Consider the following 18,098-nt stretch of genomic DNA (forward strand, 5'->3'; position numbering starts at 1 on the left):
CATGCAGCGCCCGCAGCAGGTTGTCAGTTCGGCAGACCGGCCGTTCAGCCGACGGCGGCCCCGTCCACTTCCTGCCGGGTCTGGTTGACCTGCTTGAGCACCGAGGTGGCCAGCAGGTCGGGCTTGAACTTGGCGATGAACTCATCGGCACCCACCTTCTCCACCATGGCGTGGTTGAACACCCCGCTGAGCGAGGTGTGCAGCAGTACGTAAAGGCCCGCCAGCTCCGGCGCGGTACGGATCCGTGTCGTCAGGGTATAGCCGTCCATCTCGGGCATTTCCACATCCGAGATGACCATGGCCAGGTCCCGCAGCCGGTCCGGATCGTGCTCGGCCCACTGCTGCAGCTGCTCCAGCGCCTTCCTGCCGTCGCTGACCAGGGTAGCGTCAATATTGAGCTGATCCAGGGTGCGCTTGATCTGGTTGCGCGCGACCATGGAATCGTCCGCCACCAGGATATGCGGCCGGCACTCATGCTCGACCGCGCCGGCCTCGGCCAGAACCTCCTCGGAGATGCTGTCGTCCATGCCGATGACCTCGGCGAGCACCTTCTCCACATCGATGATCTCGACCAGCACGTCATCGACCCGGGTCACGGCGGTCAGATAGCTGTCCTTGCCGGCTCCATTGGGCGGCGGCAGGATCTGTTCCCAGTTCATGTTGACGATGCGATCGACCATCCGCACCAGAAAGCCCTGGGTGGAACGATTGAATTCGGTGACGATGACGAAGGCCTCGCGCGGATCCTGCAGCGGCGGCCGCCCGATGGCCATCCCCAGATCCAGTACCGGAATGGTCTTGCCGCGCAGGTGGGCCACGCCCCGCACCACCCGGTGGGACTGCGGCACCTGGGTCAGCGGCGGGCACTGGATGACCTCCTGGATTTTGAAGACATTGATCCCGAAGCGCTGCCGCCCATCGAGGGTAAACATCAGAACTTCCAGGCGGTTGTGTCCGGCAAGCTGGGTGCGCTGGTCAACGCTGGCCAGTACGGTGCTCATCTGTTTGGTCTCCTTCGATAGGGGCGGCTTCCTGTTCTGGCCCTGTAGCGGCCCGCTGGCACCCTTTCTTGAACCCGTCCCGCTTCCGGCACAGCAATTGCATCGTTCTGGCCGAACGACTTCGAACATGTGGGAGAGAGACGGGTGAAAAGGCTTTGCCGGATACTGTTGATCGGACTGGGACTGGGCCAGGCAGCGGGCGCTGTGGCGGCCGGCTTCCAGTCCCACCAGAGCATCCTGGACACCGCACAGCGGTTTCTCGCCGACCAGGCTGCCGCCACCCATAGCGGCAAGATCGAGGTCAGCATCGGCAACCTGGATCAGCGGCTGCGGCTCAAGCCCTGTGACCAGCCGCTGGAGGCCTTCATGCCCACCGGCGCCCGGCTCAATGGCAACACCAGTGTCGGGGTGCGTTGCCCCGGCCCGGCCGAGTGGAAAATCTATGTCTCTGGCAGCATTGATGTTTTCGGTCAGGTCGTGGTCGCCACCGAGCCCGTGCTGCGGGGCGAGTCACTCGGCGAGGCCCAGCTCAGGGTGGTCGAACGGGAACTGTCCGGACTGAGCTACGGCTATTTCGAGGGCACCGACAAACTGCAGGGCATGCTGGCCGGGCGCGCCATTCCGGCCGGCACGGTGATCACTCCGAACATGCTCACCGCCCCGCGGCTGATCAATCGCGGCGACCGGGTCACTCTGCTCACCGGCAGTGACCGGTTCCAGGTGCGGATGCGCGGTGAAGCCATGAGCGATGGCACCAGGGGCGAGCGCATCCGCGTCAAGGCCCTGAACAGCAAACGGGTGATCGAGGGCTGGGTGGTCTCCCGCGGCGTCGTAAAAGTGACGCTTTAGTGGCAGCGGCCAAAAATCACGCTAAAGTTATTGAATGTTTTGACGATACGATTTTCAGTCAGACCCGAATCAACCTGAGAAAACAGCACGCAGGAGGCCATAATGGCAACTGAAATCAACAATATATCCGGTTCTCAGATCGGCAATGTCGGGGCCGGCCACGCATCCCAGGGCGGCCAGGCCACGGCGGAGAACAAGACCGCCGAGAGCCAGGGCAATCCGGCGTCCAGCCGCGACACCGTCAGCCTCACCCCCCAGGCCCAGCAGCTGCGGGATCTGGAGAGCCGTATCGCCGATCTGCCCGAGGTGGACAGCAACCGCGTCAACACCATCAGAGCGCCCTCGCCAACGGCAGTTACGAAATCGACGCCAACCGCATCGCCGAAAAGATGATGCAGTTCGAGGGCGCGCTCTAGGTCATGCAGGCAGCAGAGTGCAGATCGACCCTGACAGCGCTGATCGAGCGTGAGCAGCACACGCTCGCCGCGCTGAACGCCATCCTGGACGCCGAATTCCAGGCCCTGCAGACGCAGGACACTGCCGCCCTGGAACAGGCCGCCGTCGCCAAGGCCGAACGCATGCAGGATATCGAAGGCATGGAACGACGCCTGGCCGAACTGCTCGGCCACGCCGGCTATGGCCACGACCGTGACGGCATCGAGGCCTGCATCGCCTGGTGCGACAGCACCGGTGTGCTGACCGGACGCTGGCAGACGCTACTGGAATCGCTGCAGCAGTGCCAGGAACGCAACCGCCATAATGGCGCAGCCATCGAGACCCACCGCCGCCACACCCGCTCCGCGCTGGCCGTGCTGCGCGGCCAGTCACCCGCCCCGTCCACCTACGCCGCCAGCGGCCACACCGATACCGGAGACACCGGCACCCGCCCGCTGGCCAAGGCCTGAATTGACTGGACCGTCCACTGACGTATCATGAACTGAACCCAGTACACGGGCCGGACACCCTCCATGGCGGACGCAATCGAGCAACAGGAACACTACCGTTCCCAAAGCGAAAAGATCACCCATCCGCCGCAGGTCATCGCGCTGCTGCGCCGGTTGCATGAGAACAGGATACTGCTGCGGGTAAGGATCCCCGGCGTCGAACGTTCCTTCAACAGCCTGCTGCTCAATCTCAACCCCCAGCGCGGCTACCTGCTCCTTGACGAACTCAACGATGAGCACGCCCACCGCAAGGCACTGGAAACCGGCAGGCTGCGGGTCTTCGGCCAGCACGACGGCGTGGAGATGAACTTCAACCTGTCCATCCGTCCGGCCCGGAACCGACAGGGCGTTGGCTTCTACCAGGCCGGGCTACCGGATTGCATCCACTACATGCAGCGCCGCGCCGACTACCGCGTGCACGTGGCGATGGACATGGGCCTCAGCGTGCTGCTGCCGCTCGGCGAGGAAACCCTCCTCGACGGCCAGCTGTGCGATGTATCCATGGGGGGGCTGGGCGCGCGGCTGGAGACGGGACAGGAGATCCGCAAGGGCCTGATCATCCCCGACTGCCGGATCCAGCTGCCGGAGGATCCCCAGTCCCTGCAGGCCGATCTGGAGGTACGCTTCGCCCTGCCGGACGAGCAGCACCAGGTCCTGCGTATGGGGGGGCGCTTCTGCAAACTCTCCTCCAGCGACAGGAGCCGGCTGCGCAAGTTCGTCACCCAGCTGGAACGCGAAATGATCCGCCGCCGCAGCCGCGGCAGCGACTGACTTGGGTCCGGGTCTGATCCCCGTTACAATGGCGGCCCTGTCTCCGTAGCTCAGCTGGATAGAGCGACGCCCTCCTAAGGCGTAGGTCGCAGGTTCGAATCCTGCCGGGGACGCCATATTCCACCCCTTCCATGCCCGGTTCCGCCTGCGGGACTTCCCGGCCATAATGCCTGCATGCGAGCGATCCTCAGCAAACAGCTTGAACGTTACCGATTGAGTGTCGCGCGTCCGGATGCCGTTCCGCAGCTGGCGCTGCTCGGCATCCTCGCCGGGGTGCTGGCAGGTCTTACCATCATCGCCTTCCGCCTGCTTGCCGAATGGCTTCAGTCCGGACTGCTCGCGGGCCGGGCCGGGCATTTCGCCGGGCTGGCTGCGAGTCACCGCCTCTACCTCGCCCTGCTCGGCGGCCTCGGTCTGGGCCTGCTGTTTCAGTGGCTGTCCGAGGACACGCGCCGGGTCGGCATCCTGCACGTGCTGGAACGCCTCGAGTACCACCAGGGGCGCATGCCCTGGCGCAACGCCCTGTCCCAGTTTCTGGGCGGGGCGGTCGCCATCATCAGCGGTCAGTCGATCGGGCGCGAGGGCCCCAGTGCCCACCTGGGCGCGGCCAGCAGCAACCTGCCGGCCCAGTGGCTGCAACTGCCCAACAACAGTCTGCGCGTCACCGCCGCCTGCGGGGTCGCGGCCGGCATTGCGGCCTCCTTCAACACGCCGCTGGCCGGCGTGGCCTTCGCCATGGAGGTACTGATGCTGGAATATACCGTTGCCGGCTTCACCCCGGTCATCCTCGCCACCGTCAGCGCCACCATGCTCAGCCGCCTGGTATTCGGAGACCAGATCGCCTTCAGCGTACCGGCCATCAGCCTCGGTTCCCTGTCGGAGCTGCCGTATATCATGATAGTGGGTATTCTGATCGGCATGATCGGTGCGGCCTTCCTGGTCCTGCTGCAACTGTTCACCCGCCTGCACGCCCCCCTGCCCGTCTGGCTGCGCTTCAGTCTCGCCGGCGGCGCCGTCGGTCTGGCGGGCATGGTCGTGCCCCAGGTAATGGGCATCGGGGACCAGACCATCACGGACACCTTCAATGGCCACCACGGCCTGACGTTACTGACATCGATCCTGATCCTGAAACTGCTGGCCACGACCTTCACCATCGGCGCCGGCATCCCCGGCGGCATGATCGGTCCGTCCCTGGTGATCGGTGCGGCGGGCGGCGGCCTGCTCGGCATGCTCGGCATGGATGCGGGAATCAGTGCCCCGGACTCCCTCGGCCTCTATGTCCTGGTCGGCATGGGTGCGATGATGGCGGCGATCCTCCAGGCGCCGCTGGCGGGACTGATCGCCATCCTGGAACTGACCCGATCACCCGACGTCATCCTGCCCGGCATGCTCGCGGTCGTCTCCGCCACCATCACGGCCGGCCTGTTCACTCAGCGTGAGTCGGCCTTCCATACCATGCTGCGCAACCTGGGCATGGATTACCGCAATGATCCGGTCAAGCAGTCGCTGCGACGCGTCGGGGTGACGGCCGCGATGCAGACCGCCTTTACCGTACTGCCACGCCGGGTCGAGCGCACCCGGCTCGATGAGGAGCTCAAGGACAATCTTCAGTGGATCGTGATCCGGGAGCCGGAACAGGCCGATGTGCTGCTGGCCGCCGTGGATCTGGTGCAGGCCGTTGCCCGGGACGCCGAAGCAACGGAGTTCGACCTCATGGATATTCCGGGCACCCGTCTGCAGACGACCGGGGTCGACCGCCAGGCCAGCCTGCAGGAAGCCCATGCCAGAATGCAGGCGACGGGAGCCGAGGCCCTGCTGGTGACGCGTTATGCCGCACCGGGTCTGAAACGGGTGGAAGGGATACTGACCGCCGAGGGCATCGCGCAGACCTACCGTCTCTGAAGTCCGGGCACGGTCACCGCTGCTACACGCGGCATGAGCGATGGGATCAGGCGGGTTGCAGCAGCCGCTCGATCTTTTCCATCAGGCGGGCGAAATCCACCGGCTTGGTGTCATAGTCGTCGCAGCCGGCGGCGAAGGCCCGCTCCCGATCCTCGGCCATGGCATGCGCGGTCAGCACCACGATGGGGATATGGGCCGTGCGGTCCTCACCTTTCAGGACCCGGGTCGCCTCCCAGCCATCGAGGTCAGGCAGACTCAGGTCCATCAGGATCAGTTCCGGTTGTTCCGTTCCCGCCAGCGCCACCCCGGTATGACCGCTGACCGCCGTCAGCACCTCATGACCGCGCCGGGTCAGGCGGCGGCTGAGCATGTCGCGGTTCATCTCATTGTCTTCAACCAGCAGCAGTCTCGCCATTGACCAGTTCCTGCAGCAGCGACACCAGCTGCTGTCTGAGGTTGACCCCCTTGGGCACGATCCGCGCACGCTGCAGTTCCAGCTCCCGGCGGTCGGCCGGATTGATGTCCATGGCCGAGACGACCACCAGCGGCAGCTCCGTGGTCAGGGGATTGGCGCGCAACCATTTGATGAAGTCAAAGCCGTTCATGTTGGGGAGGATGAGATCGGTGCAGATCAGGTGCGGGCGCTGCGACTCCAGCAGCGCGATCGCCTCCCGGCCGTCACGGGCCTCGATGACCTCGATCCCTTCGGCTTGCAGGGTCCGGCTGATCAGGTCACGGCTGGAGGCATTGTCATCCACAATGAGCGCCTTGCCCGCGTTCCCCGGGCCAGCGGTATCCCCAACCCGGTCACGGGTCGCCGGCACCGTCGTCCGGGAGGCCGGCTCCGGAAGCAGCTGGCCGAAATCGGCCGGCAGGTGGATGGTGAAGCGGCTGCCGCTGCCCGGTTCACTGTCGACCTCGATGCGTCCGCCCAGCTTTTCACAGAAGCGGCGGCTGATCGCCAGGCCCAGGCCGGTGCCCCCGTACTTGCGGGTGCTGGAGGAGTCGACCTGCGAGAATTCCTGGAACAGGCGGCCGAGTTTCTCCGGTGCGATGCCGATACCGGTATCCTCGACTACGAACTGTACCCAGTCCTCGCCCCTCTCCCGACGCCGGGAGAGCTGCAGCCGGACCTTGCCGTCCTCGGTGAACTTGGCCGCGTTGCTGAGCAGGTTCATCAGCACCTGGCGCAGCTTGGTCTCGTCCGAGAACATCCGGCCGGGGGGGTCGGGGACCTCGACCTGGAGATGGTTGTTGTTGCGCAACATCATCGGCTGGATGTTGTCAACCACGTCGCTGACCAGATCCCGGAGCTGGAACATGACCGGATTGATCTCGATCTTGCCCGCCTCGATCTTGGACAGGTCCAGCACGTCGTTGATCAGGGACAGCAGGTGCCGGCCGGCGGAGTTGATCTTGTGTAGATCGGGGGTGAGTTCCCTGGCCCCGATATCCCCGGCCTCCTCCTCCAGCATTTCGCTGTAGCCGATGATGGCGTTCAGCGGCGTGCGCAGTTCATGACTCATGTTGGCCAGAAAGGCACTCTTGGCGCGGCTGACCGAACGCGCCTCTTCCGCGGCCTGCTCCAGTTCGCGCTGCTGCGCCATCAACCGGTCCAGCATCTGGTTGAAGAACCTCGACAGATAACCGAACTCGTCCTCGCGCGAGATATCCAGGCGCACCTCCCGGCGGCCCTCGGAGACGGCGCGGGTGGCACTGACCAGCTGCTGCAGGGGGCGGTGCACGATGGTGCGGATGGACCAGGTCAGAAACAGGCCGAACACCAGCAGGGTGGCGAATATGCCGATCACCAGCTGGTTGCGACGCTGCGCAACCAGCTCGTCGAGGTTCGGGTGGAAGACCTCGAGGTCGATGTCCTGGCCCGGGGCCAGCGCCGTGGGCAGGTGGCGCTCGATCACATCCTGTCCGTCGGCATCACCGACCAGGAAATCCTGCTGGCCGAGACTCAGCCCGATGGCGGAGAAACCGCTGCCCTGCTGCAATTCGGCCATGCGCGCGGTCAGGTCGGCAGTCTCGCCGGCCGCGCCGGCCTCGACCAGACTGGCCACCTGGTAGGCGATGCGGTCGGCCCCGGCCTCGAAGTCCGCCTGCAGGCGGGATTCCATGTCACGCAGCAGCCAGGTCGCGACGATGAACACCGCCACGATGATCACCCACATCACCAGGGCGGTGATCTTGACCGCGATGCTGGCCTGCCAGTTGCGGGTCCAGTCGTCAGAGACAATGACTTCATTCACCATCCGGCGTTCCATCCTGAGCAGCAGGTTTGCAGGTTACCCGAAACGCCAGTTCGGGATCGTCGGCCGCATGGACGCGGCCGTCGAGCGTACATGGATGTATTCGCAGCGCATCCCGAACCGGCGTTTCGGGTAACGGAATCCACTCCTGATACAACTAACGAAACCCCAGCCAGCGCAGCCCCATCACCATGGGACAGATATTGGTCATGCCGGCCATGAACAGCATGAAACCGATGAACCAGGGAAAGAACCAGGCGACTTCGGGCAGGCCGATATAACTGATCAGCAGCAGCACGAACACGATCAGCCGCAGCATCCGCTCGGCATCGAAGCCGAAGCGCGGACAATGACCCATGAACGGATCGTGGTAGTCGGCACCGTAGCGCAGCCGGGACACGATGATGGGAATACGCCAGTTGGTCACACCCTCGAACAGCAGCACACCCATGTAGATATAGATCGGAATGGGTGCCTGCAGATACAACAGCACGATCAGTGTCGTACCGAGGATGAATCGGTAGGCTCGCTCACTCATGATTTCGCTCGTATGCCGTCTTTGTTTCACAGCCCTGACAGGGACTGCCATTTGTTTCTATAACGGCGCGAGCGGAGAGGCCTTGACCCTCGGGACAGGCGATTCAGTGCTGCAGCTGGCGGCGGGCCCCGATCACGTTGGGCAGCTGGCCGATCCGGGTGAGAACCCGGCTGAGCTCTTCCAGATCACTGATTTCAATGCTTAATTTCATATTGGCGGCATGGTCGTGCTTGTCGGTGACGGTATTGACCCCGAGCACGTTGATCTTCTCGGTGGCCAGCACCGAGGTGATGTCGCGCAGCAGCCCGGACCGGTCGTAGGCCAGGATCTGGATATCGACCGGATAGACCCGCTGCTGGGTGCCGCCCCAGCTGACCTCGATCAGGCGTTCATGCTCCTTCTGGTACAGGCGCAGCACGTTGGGGCAGTCACGACGGTGGATGGTCACACCCCGGCCGCGGGTGATGTAGCCCACGATCGGATCCTGTGGCACCGGGTGGCAGCAACGGGCCATGTGGGTGAGCAGATTGCCCACGCCGAGGATGCGCACGTCGCCGCCTTCGTCGCCGCGGTTGCTGGGGCGACTGAGCGGAATGGCGGCTTCCTCCCGGGTAAAGAGCTCATTGGCCGCGCTGACGATCTGGGTGCTGCCCACATCGCCCTTGCCGATGGCCACCAGCAGGTCCTGCAGATTGTCGAAACGCAAACGCCTGGCCAGCTCCTCCCAGTTCATGTTGTCCAGGCCCAGTCGGTCCAGCTCGCGTTCCAGCGCCGTGCGCCCGGCGGCGAGGTTCTTGTCCCGGTCCTGCTGATGGAACCAGTGGCGTACCTTGGCCCGCGCCCGCGAGGACTTGAGGTAGCCCAGGTGCGGGCTGAGCCAGTCGCGGCTGGGGGTGCCGTTGCGGGTGGTGAGGATCTCAACCTGCTCGCCGTTGTGCAGCTCGTAGGTCAGCGGCACGATCTGGCCGTCGATCTTAGCCCCGCGGCAGCGATGCCCGATCTCGGTGTGGATGTGATAGGCGAAGTCCAGCGGCGTGGCCCCCTGCGGCAGGTCGACCACCTGACCCTGAGGGGTGAGCACATAGACCCGGTCGCCGGTCTCGGACTTGAAGCGGTCGACGAAGTCGCTGGCGGTGGATTCCTCGTCGCGCCATTCGATGAGCTGACGCAGCCAGGCGATCTTCTGCTCGAAGCTCTGGTCGAAACGCCCGCCTTCCTTGTAGCGCCAGTGCGCGGCCACCCCGAGTTCGGCATGCTCATGCATCTCGCGGGTACGGATCTGGATCTCGAGCGTGCGCCCGCCGGGACCGACCACCGCCGTATGCAGGGAACGGTAATTGTTCTCCTTGGGATTGGCGATGTAGTCGTCGAACTCGCGCGGGATATGGTGCCAGAGACTGTGCACCACGCCGAGCGCGGCATAGCAGTCCGCCACCTGCTCGACCAGGATACGCACGGCACGTACATCGAAGATCTCGTGGAAGCCGACGTTCTTGCGCTGCATTTTGCGCCAGATACTGTAGATGTGCTTGACCCGGCCGCTGACATCGCCCGCGACGCCGGCGGCCTGCAGCTCGTTGCGGATGCTGGATACCACATGATCGATATAGCGTTCCCGATCCAGGCGACGTTCGTCCAGATAGGTGGCGATATCCTTGTAGACTTCCGGTTCCAGGTAGCGCAGGGAAAGATCTTCCAGCTCCCACTTGATCTGGCCGATGCCGAGGCGGTTGGCCAGCGGCGCATAGAGTTCCAGCGTCTCGCGGGCGATGCGCCGCTGACTCGGCGCATCCAGATGCCGCAGGGTGCGCATGTTGTGCAGGCGGTCAGCCAGCTTGATCAGGATGACGCGGATATCCTCGGCCATGGCCAGCAGCAGCTTGCGCAGGCTTTCGGCATGTTCCTGCGCCTTCTGCGCGGCATCGCGGTAGCGGCTGATCTGCCCCATCTTGGTCACGCCGTCGACCAGGCGGGCGATGTCCGGGCCGAAACCGCTATGCACCTCGACCAGCGTAACCGGGGTGTCCTCGACCGCGTCGTGCAGGATGGCCGCGCAGACGGATTCATGGTCCAGTCCCAGCTGATGCACGATCTCGGCCACGGCCAGCACATGGGTCAGGTAAGGCTCGCCCGAGGCCCGGCGCTGGCCGGCATGGGCGCGGGCGGCAAAATCCACGGCCTGTTCGACCAGCGCCTGCTGGGCCTCGCCGAAACCCTGCGCCAGGGCAGCACGGTACTGCGCCAGGTCGGGATCCTCCCGCCCCGGCGGTGCCTGAATGCTCGACTGACTCACGCTGACCATGGCTGCTGAAACGGCTCCAAAGATGCTACGACCCGCATTTTCATACTGACAAGATGCCGGTGCTCTAACAGTTATTCAAGGAAAGAATCGTTCCCCGGTCAAGCAGGAGGGGTGCGGCGGCGGCGTCAGAACCCGGACGACACCCACTGATACCACAGGGGCAGGGTTACCAGGCTCAAAAGTGTCGAAACAGTCACAGTCATGGCATAGAGGGCACTGTCCAGGCCGTAGCGGTCGCACAGGACGATGCCGATGACCATGCTCGGCATGGCCGCCTCCAGCACCACGGCGGTGCGTACCCAGCCCTCCAGACCGAGCAGCCCCGCCCCACCCCAGACCAGCAGCGGCATCAGCAGCAGCTGGATGATCACCGGATTGGCCAGGGCGACGACCTCCAACTGGCCGCGGGCGGGCCAGAACAGGCCCATGCCCAGGGCCAGCAGCATCAGCGGCACCACCGCGCTGGCCAGGCTGGCGAGCACCGAGTCGAGCATGGCCGGGACCGGCACGGCGGCGAGATTCAGCCCCACCGCGATCAGCGCCGCCCACAAGGGCGGCACCTTCAGCAGGCGGGTGAATATGCCGGTGTCGGGACCGCGGTCGCCGTAGCGCTGGGCAACCAGGATACCGAGCGTCAGCAGCAGTGGTGTGCAGGCGAACAGGTCATACTGGATGGCGATGCTGCGGGCCTGGGGACCGAAGGTGTTTTCCAGCACCGGCAGGCCGAGGTAGGTGACATTGGGAAAGGCGGCAGCCAGCATCAGGGCCGCGCTCTTGCGGCGCGACAGGCCGCACAGCCGGCACAACAGGCGGCTCAGCGCCAGCGCCGAGACCACACCGGTGATCGCCAGGGCCGAGATCTTGAAGGTGGACCAGCCCAGCTCGGCCTGCCACAGGGTCAGCAGCACCAGCGCCGGCAGCAGAACGTAGAACACCACATCAGTGATGCCGCGGCGCAGTTGCTCCGGCGGCAGGCCGCCCAGCCCGATGTGGCGCACCACCACACCCAGGGCGACGATCACGAACATCTCCAGGATGGTCTGCAGCATAATTGACCGAGGCGTCTCTGATTAACTCGTCATTGAGGGAATGGCAGGATTATTTGAATTACTAATGAGAACGTAAGTTAGACGACACTCAGCCGTTGTGCGCTCACGTAGGCCAAGGCAGCGAAGCGCCGCTGTAGCACTCCTACAGCAAGCTTCGATAACACAGGCCTACGTGAGCACACAACGGCCTGTCCTTCGTAAAATCAGATCGTTAGGGGCTTCAAGCCGCGTCCGCCTCGGCGTTGCGGCGCTTGGCAAGGGCCAGGCCATTCCCGGCGCACCGCGCCTTGATGCAGACGCGGCTTGAAGCCCTGAGTGTCATCTAACTTACGTTCTCATTAGTAACCCAATCAGTGCATATATTGCGGTTGTCATAGCCGCCATCGTCATCCCGGCGAAGGCCGGGATCCAGGGACCACGGCGGTATCTGGATTCCGGCCTTCGCCGGAATGACGGAAAACAAGCCCTGGCTGTCTGCTGAACTCCAGCCACTGGACTGTCACGCAAGCTTCACCCTGAAAATACAGAACTTCGCGTGATCGGAAGTGATTTTTTATGCAACTGCCAGGTTAATCAGTGGTTTTCTGGCATGCCGTGCTCAGGGGCGCGCGTCGGCCAGCCGCTGCAGCCACTCCGCACTCATCTGTTCCAATGCGCTGTGAAACAGTTCCACCGTGGTGTGCATGGAAGCATCTCCCGTATCGACGGACAGGGTCCGGCTCAGCTCGCTCACGGCCAGGCGCTCGCCCGTGTCGCGGTCGTGCAGTTCGAACGCCAGTGCCACCTCCACGCCGGCGCCCTGCGCTCCCCGGATCTGGTCGAAGCGCTCGAGCCGGGTATGCAGCCGGTACCGTGCCGCGCCGGCATAGTCCTCCTCCAGCACCCGGTCAGCCAGGCCGGTGGCCGTGAGATAGTCGACCAGATAGGCCTGCAACAACCGCGGCGGGCTCTCGCTCCAGTAATGATAGTGATGGCGCCGCAGCTGCAGCGGCTGCTCAGCCGTGCGATAGACGATGGCACGGTCCTGGTACAGAGCCGGCGTCTCCACCACGGCGACCACCAGGCCGCCGGTCAGCAACGGCCGGTTCAGGCGGGATGCGGGTTCGGCCCGGGCCAGTCTGTAGTAACTGTCCTCGGGCACGGCGGCGGGACCGGCGCAGCCACCGGCCAGCAGCGCCATAACCAGACTGAACACTGTAACTATGCTGCGCATCCCTACTCCTCGTCCGTCTGCGGCCGACCCCGGATCAGCAGGCCCGGATTGCCGCGGATCTGGCGGCTGAACTCGTTCATGTTGCGGCTGGCCTGGCGCAGGTCGTGCAAGATGGCATCGATGGCGCGGGCCGAGGCCTCCACCGAACGGCGCAGGCCCACCACGCTGCGCCGCACATCGGCATCGTTGTCGCGCACCATCGCGTGGGCATCATCGAGCAGCGCATCCAGCGCCTGCTGCGAGGCCTGCAGGCCGCGACTCAGTCCGGCCAGGTCGCGGCTCATATCATCGACGTTGACCAGGATGCTGTCCACCCGCGTCTCGGTCTCCTCATCCAGCATGGATTCCAGCCGCGCGGCGCTGTTGTCCAGCCGGCCGACCATGGACTCCAGCCCGCCGAGGATGTCCGGCAGCCGGGCCTGCACCTCGCCGCCGATGCCGCTGACCTGGGTGTTCAGATTGTCCAGCAGCGGCCGCAGGCTGTCGCGGGTCAGCCCGCCGACCTCGGCGGCCACCTGGTTGAGCACGGCGAACACATCCTCCGCCGGGGCGCCGGCGATGGCCGCGCCCGGTTCCAGGTAGCGGGTGCTCGCTCCCTCCGCGATCTCGATCACGGTATCGCCCAGCAGGCCGGTGGCATGGATCCGGGCCTGGCTGTCTTCGGGGATCTGCCAGTCGCGGCGGATCAGGAGCTCCACCCGGTAGCGGGTACCCTGTCCGGTCTGCTCCGGCACCAGCCGCTCGACATAACCGACCTGGTAGCCCTCGTAGGTGACATGGGTGCCCTTGCCCAGCCCGGCGATGTTGTCGAAATGGACATGATAGGGCTCGGCCTGGCCGACCCGGCCGGTGATCTTGTACAGCGCCGCCAGCAGCACCGCCAGGCTGATCAGGGTGAACAACCCCACCAGGAAATAATTGATATTGTCTCTACGCATTCTTTATCAACCGGCATCCTAAGATCTGGTCAGTCGTTGCAGATAATCCTCGGCGTCCAGCTGCAGCGCCTCGGGACGGCGCTGCAGCAGGGCCTGGACCCGGGTGTGGGCGGTGGCACGCACCGCCCCGGTGGTATCGGTCATGAGAATCCGGCCGCGATCCAGCACCGTGATGCGGTCGGCGATCTTGAACGCACTCTCCAGCTCATGCGTGACCACCACGACGGTGATCTTCATGATGTCGCGCAGGCGGATGATCAGCTCGTCGAGTTCGGCCGAGACCACCGGGTCCAGTCCGGCCGAGGGCTCGTCGAAGAACAGCAGCTCCGGGTCCATGACGATGGCCCGGGCCAGCGCCGCGCGCTTGACCATGCCGCCTGAGAGCTGGTTGGGCAGCAGATCCTCGAAGCCGGCCAGGTTGACCACCTCCAGCTTCATGCGGGTCATGATGCGGATGGTGTTCTCGTCCAGCCGGGTGTGTTCGCGCAGCGGAAAGGCGACGTTGTCCTCTACCGTCATGGAACTGAACAGGGCCCCGCCCTGGAAGGACACGCCGATGCGACGGCGCAGGGCCAGCATCTCGCGCTCGCCGAGCCGGGCGATGTCCTGACCGAACAGGCGCACCTGCCCGGCCACCGGTTGATTCAGACCCAGCAGGTGGCGCAGCAGGGTGGATTTGCCCGAGCCACTGCCGCCCATGATCACGTGAATCTCGCCGGCGCGGATGGTCAGGTCGATATCCTCCAGCACGGTCTGCTCACCGTAGCGGGCACCGAGCCCCTCCACCTCGACCACCGGCTGCCCCGGTTCGATGCGTTCGCGTGTGCCCGACATCGCCGCCGCTCCCATGTCAGCGGCTCAGAAACAGGGTGAAGAGCATGTCGGCAATGACGATGGCGGCGATGCACAGAACCACCGAGCGGGTGGTCGAATGGCCGATGCCATCCGCCCCGCCCCGTGCCATGAAGCCGTTGGTGCAGCCCACCAGCGCGATCAGCACGGCGAACACCAGGCTCTTGACCAGGCCCTGCATGACATCGGCCACCTCCAGGTAGGCGATCACGGCCTCCCAGTAACTGGCCAGGCTGAAGTGCAGCTTGAGCACGCACAGCAGCCCGCCGCCGGTCAGGGCCATGAGGTTGGCCAGGATGGTCAGCGCCGGCACCATCACCAGCATCGCCAGCAGGATGGGCGCGACCAGGTAGCGCACCGGGTTCACCCCCAGCACCCGCAGGGCGTCGATCTCCTGCGACATCTGCATCGAACCGATGCGCGCGGCGATGGCAGAACCCGAGCGCCCCGCCACCACGATGCCAACGATCAGGGCGCCGAACTCGCGCGTGATCGACAGCGCCAGGCCCGGGATGACCTGGGACTCGGCGCCGAAGTCCTTGAGGGTGTAGACGCCCTGCAGGGCCATCATCACCCCGTTGGCAAAGGCCAGGATGGCGACGATGGGAATGGCCGCCACGCCGATCCGCATCATCTCGGTGACCACGGCGCGCAGCCGCACCGGCTGGCCGCGCAGCACCCCCGCCACCAGCCAGTACAGGCTCTCGGCCAGCAGCAGGGCGGCATAGCCGAACTCGTCGATGCCGCGCGCTACGCGCCGGCCCAGGTTTTCGGTCAGGGCATACACAACAGATCTCTCATGAACACGTCATTGCGAGGCGCGCAGCGCCGCGGCAATCTCCTACCGGCTGATTCCGCATTACGAGATTGCCGCGCTTCGCTCGCAATGACGGAAGAAAGCGTAGGTCGGGTTAGCGCAGCGTAACCCGACACGGACCGGCGTCGGATTACGCCCTTCGGGCTAATCCGACCTACAGGACTGACATTTTCCACCAACATCCCAACTACACCGCCGGACAGGCGTCGATGCCGGAGTAGATGCTGAACACCGTATCCAGCCGCGCCAGCCGCAGCACATTCATGGCCGCCTCGCTGACACCGATCAGGGCAAAGGCCAGGCCGTTCGCACGCGCCTTCTGCAGGCCCTCGACCAGGCTGGCCACGCCGGAGCTGTCGATGTAGCTTACGGCGGACAGATCCACCAGTGTGGGCTTGCCCTCCTCCAGACAACCGAGGATCAGCTCGCGCGCCTGCGGCGAACTGTACAGGTCGATCTCGCCCTGCAGCGAAACCACGGCATAGCCCTTGTCCAGATTCACCTCGGCGTGCGTCATCTTTCCTGTCCACATTCCCTGTATACCCGCATACACATGCGGTTGCCCTCGGGTGAGGGCCGGTATTCCATGCCGTCCAGGACGCACTGCATGAAGTGCATCCCGAGCCCGCCCGGGCGCAGCTGTTCCAGCGGCCGCGGCTGCAATTGCTCGATTGCCACGCCCTGCCCCCAGTCGGTCAGCTCGAACGCCAGTCCCGCCTCCAGCGCGTAGGCCTCCAGCACCACCGGCCCCGGCTCGCGCCCGGCGTAGGCATGCTGGATGACATTGGCGCAGGCCTCATTGACCGCCAGCACCACGGCATCGCGCTGCTCCGGGGCGAAGCCGGCGCCCGCGGCCAGGTCCCGCAGCAGACAGCGCAGCAGCTGCAGCCGCTCGGGCAGGGCGTCGAACTCGATCCGCAGCAATCGGGTCGCTTCATTCATTCTGATGTCGTCAGATCCACGGCCAGCAGGGTCAGATCGTCACGCGGACTGCCGCTGGCAGGGATGACCGCGCCCATGATCCGATGCAAACGCTGTTCCAGTTCCAGATGGCGCTCGCGCCGGATCAGCGCGGCCAGGCCCTCAAGTTCCAGCGGCGCGCCCTGGACCTCGGCCTCGATCAGGCCGTCGGTGAACAGATACAGCTCGCCGGCAGTGAGATCGAATTCCACCGCGGGAAACCTTCCCTCCGGCAGCACCCCCAGCGGCGGGGCCTGGGCCGGAAATTCGCGCAGCGCCCCGTCGGGCCCGGCCTGCAGGGCCGGCAGATGCCCGGCATTGGCCAGTTTTCCCTGCCCACTGTGAACATCGTAAATGCCGATGATCATGGTCACGAACATGCCGCGGATGGTGCTTTCGGCGATCTCCCGGTTGAGCGTGGCCAGCAGCACGGAGGGGTCCAGCACCACCTTGCCCAGGCAGTGGAACAGGCTGCTGGCCTTGGCCATCAGCAGGGCGGCGTTCATCCCCTTGCCGGAAACATCGGCAATGGCGAAGTACACCTGCTCGTTGCGTGTCGGGAAATAGTCATAGAAATCGCCGGATAACCGGCGGGCGGAGTGATTGACGCCGATAACCTGACCCCGTGGCACCTCGCGCCGGGGCATCAGGCTGCACTGCACCTCGCGGGCCAGGGTCAGTTCCCGCTCCAGCTCCACGGCGAAGCGGTTGCGCTCGTCCAGGGCGCGTTCCAGCTCCAGGGTCATTTCCTGGAAGCTGAGATTGTCCTCGGCCAGGCGCAGATTGGCCGCGCGCATGATTTCGCCCAGGCCGGTCTGGTGTTCGATCGGCAGGTTCATGGCCTGGGCGGCCTCGGCCATGACCTGATTGATGCGTTCGAGCAGGGCATCGGTGGCGGCGGTATCCAGCCCCCAGCCGGCCAGCAGCAGCTCGCGGCAGCGGCGGATGACACCACGGCTGTCATCGGCGGTATAGACCGCGGCCAGCCAGTCGGCGCTCTGCGCCAGCCGGCACAGCGACTGCACATGCGGTTCCAGATCCGTCATCACCGGCGCATGATGCAGACCGATGACCTCGGCCAGGTCATCGGGCAGTGCCCACTGCCGGGCAAGTTCCTGGCCGATCTGGGCATGGGTCATCCCGAACAGGGTGCGTTCGGCCTGGAGTCTTGCATCGGGATCGAGCGGACGCAGACAGGCCCATTCATGGCTGCGGTCCGGACGCAGATAGAAACCGATGAGCAGACCGAAGTCCTGCAGCAACCCGACCGTGAAGGCCTCGTCGCCGTCCAGGCCCACCTCGGCGGCCAGCAGCCGGGCGGCGACGCCGCGGCGCAGGGCATCCTCCCAGAAAGCCGCCAGGTCCAGCCCCGGGATGGCGTCCTCGCGTACCGCATCGCGCATGGCCAGGCACAGTGACAGGTTGCGCAGGTTGCGATGCCCCAGGAGGGAGACGGCATGGGCAATGCTCTTGACCTGGCTGCGCAGGGCGAAGAAGGAGGAGTTGGACAGACGCAGCAGCTCGGCGCTCAGCTTGGGCAGACGCTCGATCAGCTCGGCCAGCTGCGGATTGTCGATGGCCGGATCGCTGCACGCCTGCACCACCTGCAGCGCCTCGCGCGGCGGGGCGGGCAGATCGGAAGGCCGGATCCGTTCCAGTTGTAGTGCCGTCACAGGCTCACTGTTCATCCCTGCTTCCCATTCC

17 protein-coding genes, 1 tRNA gene and 1 pseudogene are annotated in these 18,098 nt (G+C 65.1%); 6 read left to right on the forward strand and 13 right to left on the reverse strand.

Annotated elements, in window-relative coordinates; translation table 11 throughout:
- Nucleotides 1–44: 44 nt before the first annotated feature.
- A complete protein-coding gene (locus tag D6C00_RS02485) occupies nt 45–1,001 on the reverse strand; it encodes a chemotaxis protein CheV (RefSeq protein WP_125180160.1) in 957 nt (318 codons plus the stop codon).
- Between the two features lie 144 nt (nt 1,002–1,145).
- Between D6C00_RS02485 and flgA the strand changes: the two genes are divergently transcribed.
- From flgA to D6C00_RS02515, 6 genes and pseudogenes are all read left to right on the forward strand, one after another.
- Nucleotides 1,146–1,850, forward strand: a complete 705-nt coding sequence (gene flgA, locus D6C00_RS02490) for a flagellar basal body P-ring formation chaperone FlgA (protein ID WP_158675259.1) — start codon at nt 1,146–1,148, stop codon at nt 1,848–1,850.
- 102 nt (nt 1,851–1,952) lie between these two features.
- Nucleotides 1,953–2,266, forward strand: a pseudogene (gene flgM, locus D6C00_RS02495) (flagellar biosynthesis anti-sigma factor FlgM).
- Nucleotides 2,267–2,269: 3 nt separating this feature from the next.
- On the forward strand, nt 2,270–2,755 hold the full coding sequence (locus D6C00_RS02500; RefSeq protein WP_125180163.1) for a flagella synthesis protein FlgN: 486 nt from the start codon (nt 2,270–2,272) through the stop codon (nt 2,753–2,755).
- A gap of 63 nt (nt 2,756–2,818) precedes the next feature.
- Nucleotides 2,819–3,565 (forward strand): flagellar brake protein, encoded by a 747-nt coding sequence (locus tag D6C00_RS02505; RefSeq protein WP_125180164.1) that lies wholly within the window; start codon nt 2,819–2,821, stop codon nt 3,563–3,565.
- Nucleotides 3,566–3,604: 39 nt separating this feature from the next.
- Nucleotides 3,605–3,681: transfer RNA gene (locus tag D6C00_RS02510), tRNA-Arg, on the forward strand.
- A gap of 58 nt (nt 3,682–3,739) precedes the next feature.
- Complete coding sequence (locus D6C00_RS02515; protein ID WP_125180165.1) at nt 3,740–5,467, forward strand: chloride channel protein; 1,728 nt, start codon at nt 3,740–3,742, stop codon at nt 5,465–5,467.
- A gap of 46 nt (nt 5,468–5,513) precedes the next feature.
- On the opposite strand, the gene D6C00_RS02520 is transcribed toward D6C00_RS02515, so the two are convergent.
- The 12 genes from D6C00_RS02520 to D6C00_RS02575 all read right to left on the reverse strand — a co-directional run bounded on the left by D6C00_RS02520 (nt 5,514) and on the right by D6C00_RS02575 (nt 18,082).
- The gene (locus D6C00_RS02520) at nt 5,514–5,882 is read right to left on the reverse strand and encodes a response regulator (protein ID WP_125180166.1); all 369 of its coding nucleotides are present in this window, start codon (nt 5,880–5,882) and stop codon (nt 5,514–5,516) included.
- On the reverse strand, nt 5,860–7,728 hold the full coding sequence (locus D6C00_RS02525; RefSeq protein ID WP_158675260.1) for an ATP-binding response regulator: 1,869 nt from the start codon (nt 7,726–7,728) through the stop codon (nt 5,860–5,862). The genes D6C00_RS02520 and D6C00_RS02525 overlap by 23 nt, the downstream gene beginning before the upstream one ends.
- Before the next feature lie 154 nt (nt 7,729–7,882).
- Nucleotides 7,883–8,263 (reverse strand): YgaP family membrane protein, encoded by a 381-nt coding sequence (locus tag D6C00_RS02530; RefSeq protein WP_158675261.1) that lies wholly within the window; start codon nt 8,261–8,263, stop codon nt 7,883–7,885.
- A gap of 103 nt (nt 8,264–8,366) precedes the next feature.
- The gene (gene relA, locus D6C00_RS02535) at nt 8,367–10,565 is read right to left on the reverse strand and encodes a GTP diphosphokinase (RefSeq protein ID WP_125180169.1); all 2,199 of its coding nucleotides are present in this window, start codon (nt 10,563–10,565) and stop codon (nt 8,367–8,369) included.
- A gap of 125 nt (nt 10,566–10,690) precedes the next feature.
- Complete coding sequence (locus D6C00_RS02540; RefSeq protein ID WP_125180170.1) at nt 10,691–11,614, reverse strand: AEC family transporter; 924 nt, start codon at nt 11,612–11,614, stop codon at nt 10,691–10,693.
- Nucleotides 11,615–12,212: 598 nt separating this feature from the next.
- On the reverse strand, nt 12,213–12,827 hold the full coding sequence (locus D6C00_RS02545) for an ABC-type transport auxiliary lipoprotein family protein (RefSeq protein ID WP_125180171.1): 615 nt from the start codon (nt 12,825–12,827) through the stop codon (nt 12,213–12,215).
- A gap of 2 nt (nt 12,828–12,829) precedes the next feature.
- The gene (locus D6C00_RS02550) at nt 12,830–13,765 is read right to left on the reverse strand and encodes an MlaD family protein (RefSeq protein ID WP_125180172.1); all 936 of its coding nucleotides are present in this window, start codon (nt 13,763–13,765) and stop codon (nt 12,830–12,832) included.
- A gap of 18 nt (nt 13,766–13,783) precedes the next feature.
- Nucleotides 13,784–14,599: an ABC transporter ATP-binding protein gene (locus D6C00_RS02555; protein WP_206609484.1), complete on the reverse strand. Its 816-nt coding sequence runs from the start codon at nt 14,597–14,599 to the stop codon at nt 13,784–13,786.
- Nucleotides 14,600–14,615: 16 nt separating this feature from the next.
- Nucleotides 14,616–15,404 (reverse strand): MlaE family ABC transporter permease, encoded by a 789-nt coding sequence (locus D6C00_RS02560; RefSeq protein WP_125180174.1) that lies wholly within the window; start codon nt 15,402–15,404, stop codon nt 14,616–14,618.
- 217 nt (nt 15,405–15,621) lie between these two features.
- Nucleotides 15,622–15,951 (reverse strand): STAS domain-containing protein, encoded by a 330-nt coding sequence (locus D6C00_RS02565; RefSeq protein WP_125180175.1) that lies wholly within the window; start codon nt 15,949–15,951, stop codon nt 15,622–15,624.
- Nucleotides 15,948–16,376, reverse strand: a complete 429-nt coding sequence (locus tag D6C00_RS02570; RefSeq protein ID WP_125180176.1) for an ATP-binding protein — start codon at nt 16,374–16,376, stop codon at nt 15,948–15,950. The genes D6C00_RS02565 and D6C00_RS02570 overlap by 4 nt, the downstream gene beginning before the upstream one ends.
- Nucleotides 16,373–18,082, reverse strand: coding sequence for an HDOD domain-containing protein (locus D6C00_RS02575; RefSeq protein ID WP_125180177.1), 1,710 nt, complete (start codon nt 18,080–18,082; stop codon nt 16,373–16,375). Before D6C00_RS02575 ends, D6C00_RS02570 begins: the two co-directional genes overlap by 4 nt.
- Between the last annotated feature and the right edge of the window lie 16 nt (nt 18,083–18,098).

It is taken from the genome of Thiohalobacter thiocyanaticus, from assembly GCF_003932505.1.
Taxonomy (GTDB): Bacteria; Pseudomonadota; Gammaproteobacteria; order Thiohalobacterales; family Thiohalobacteraceae; genus Thiohalobacter; species Thiohalobacter thiocyanaticus.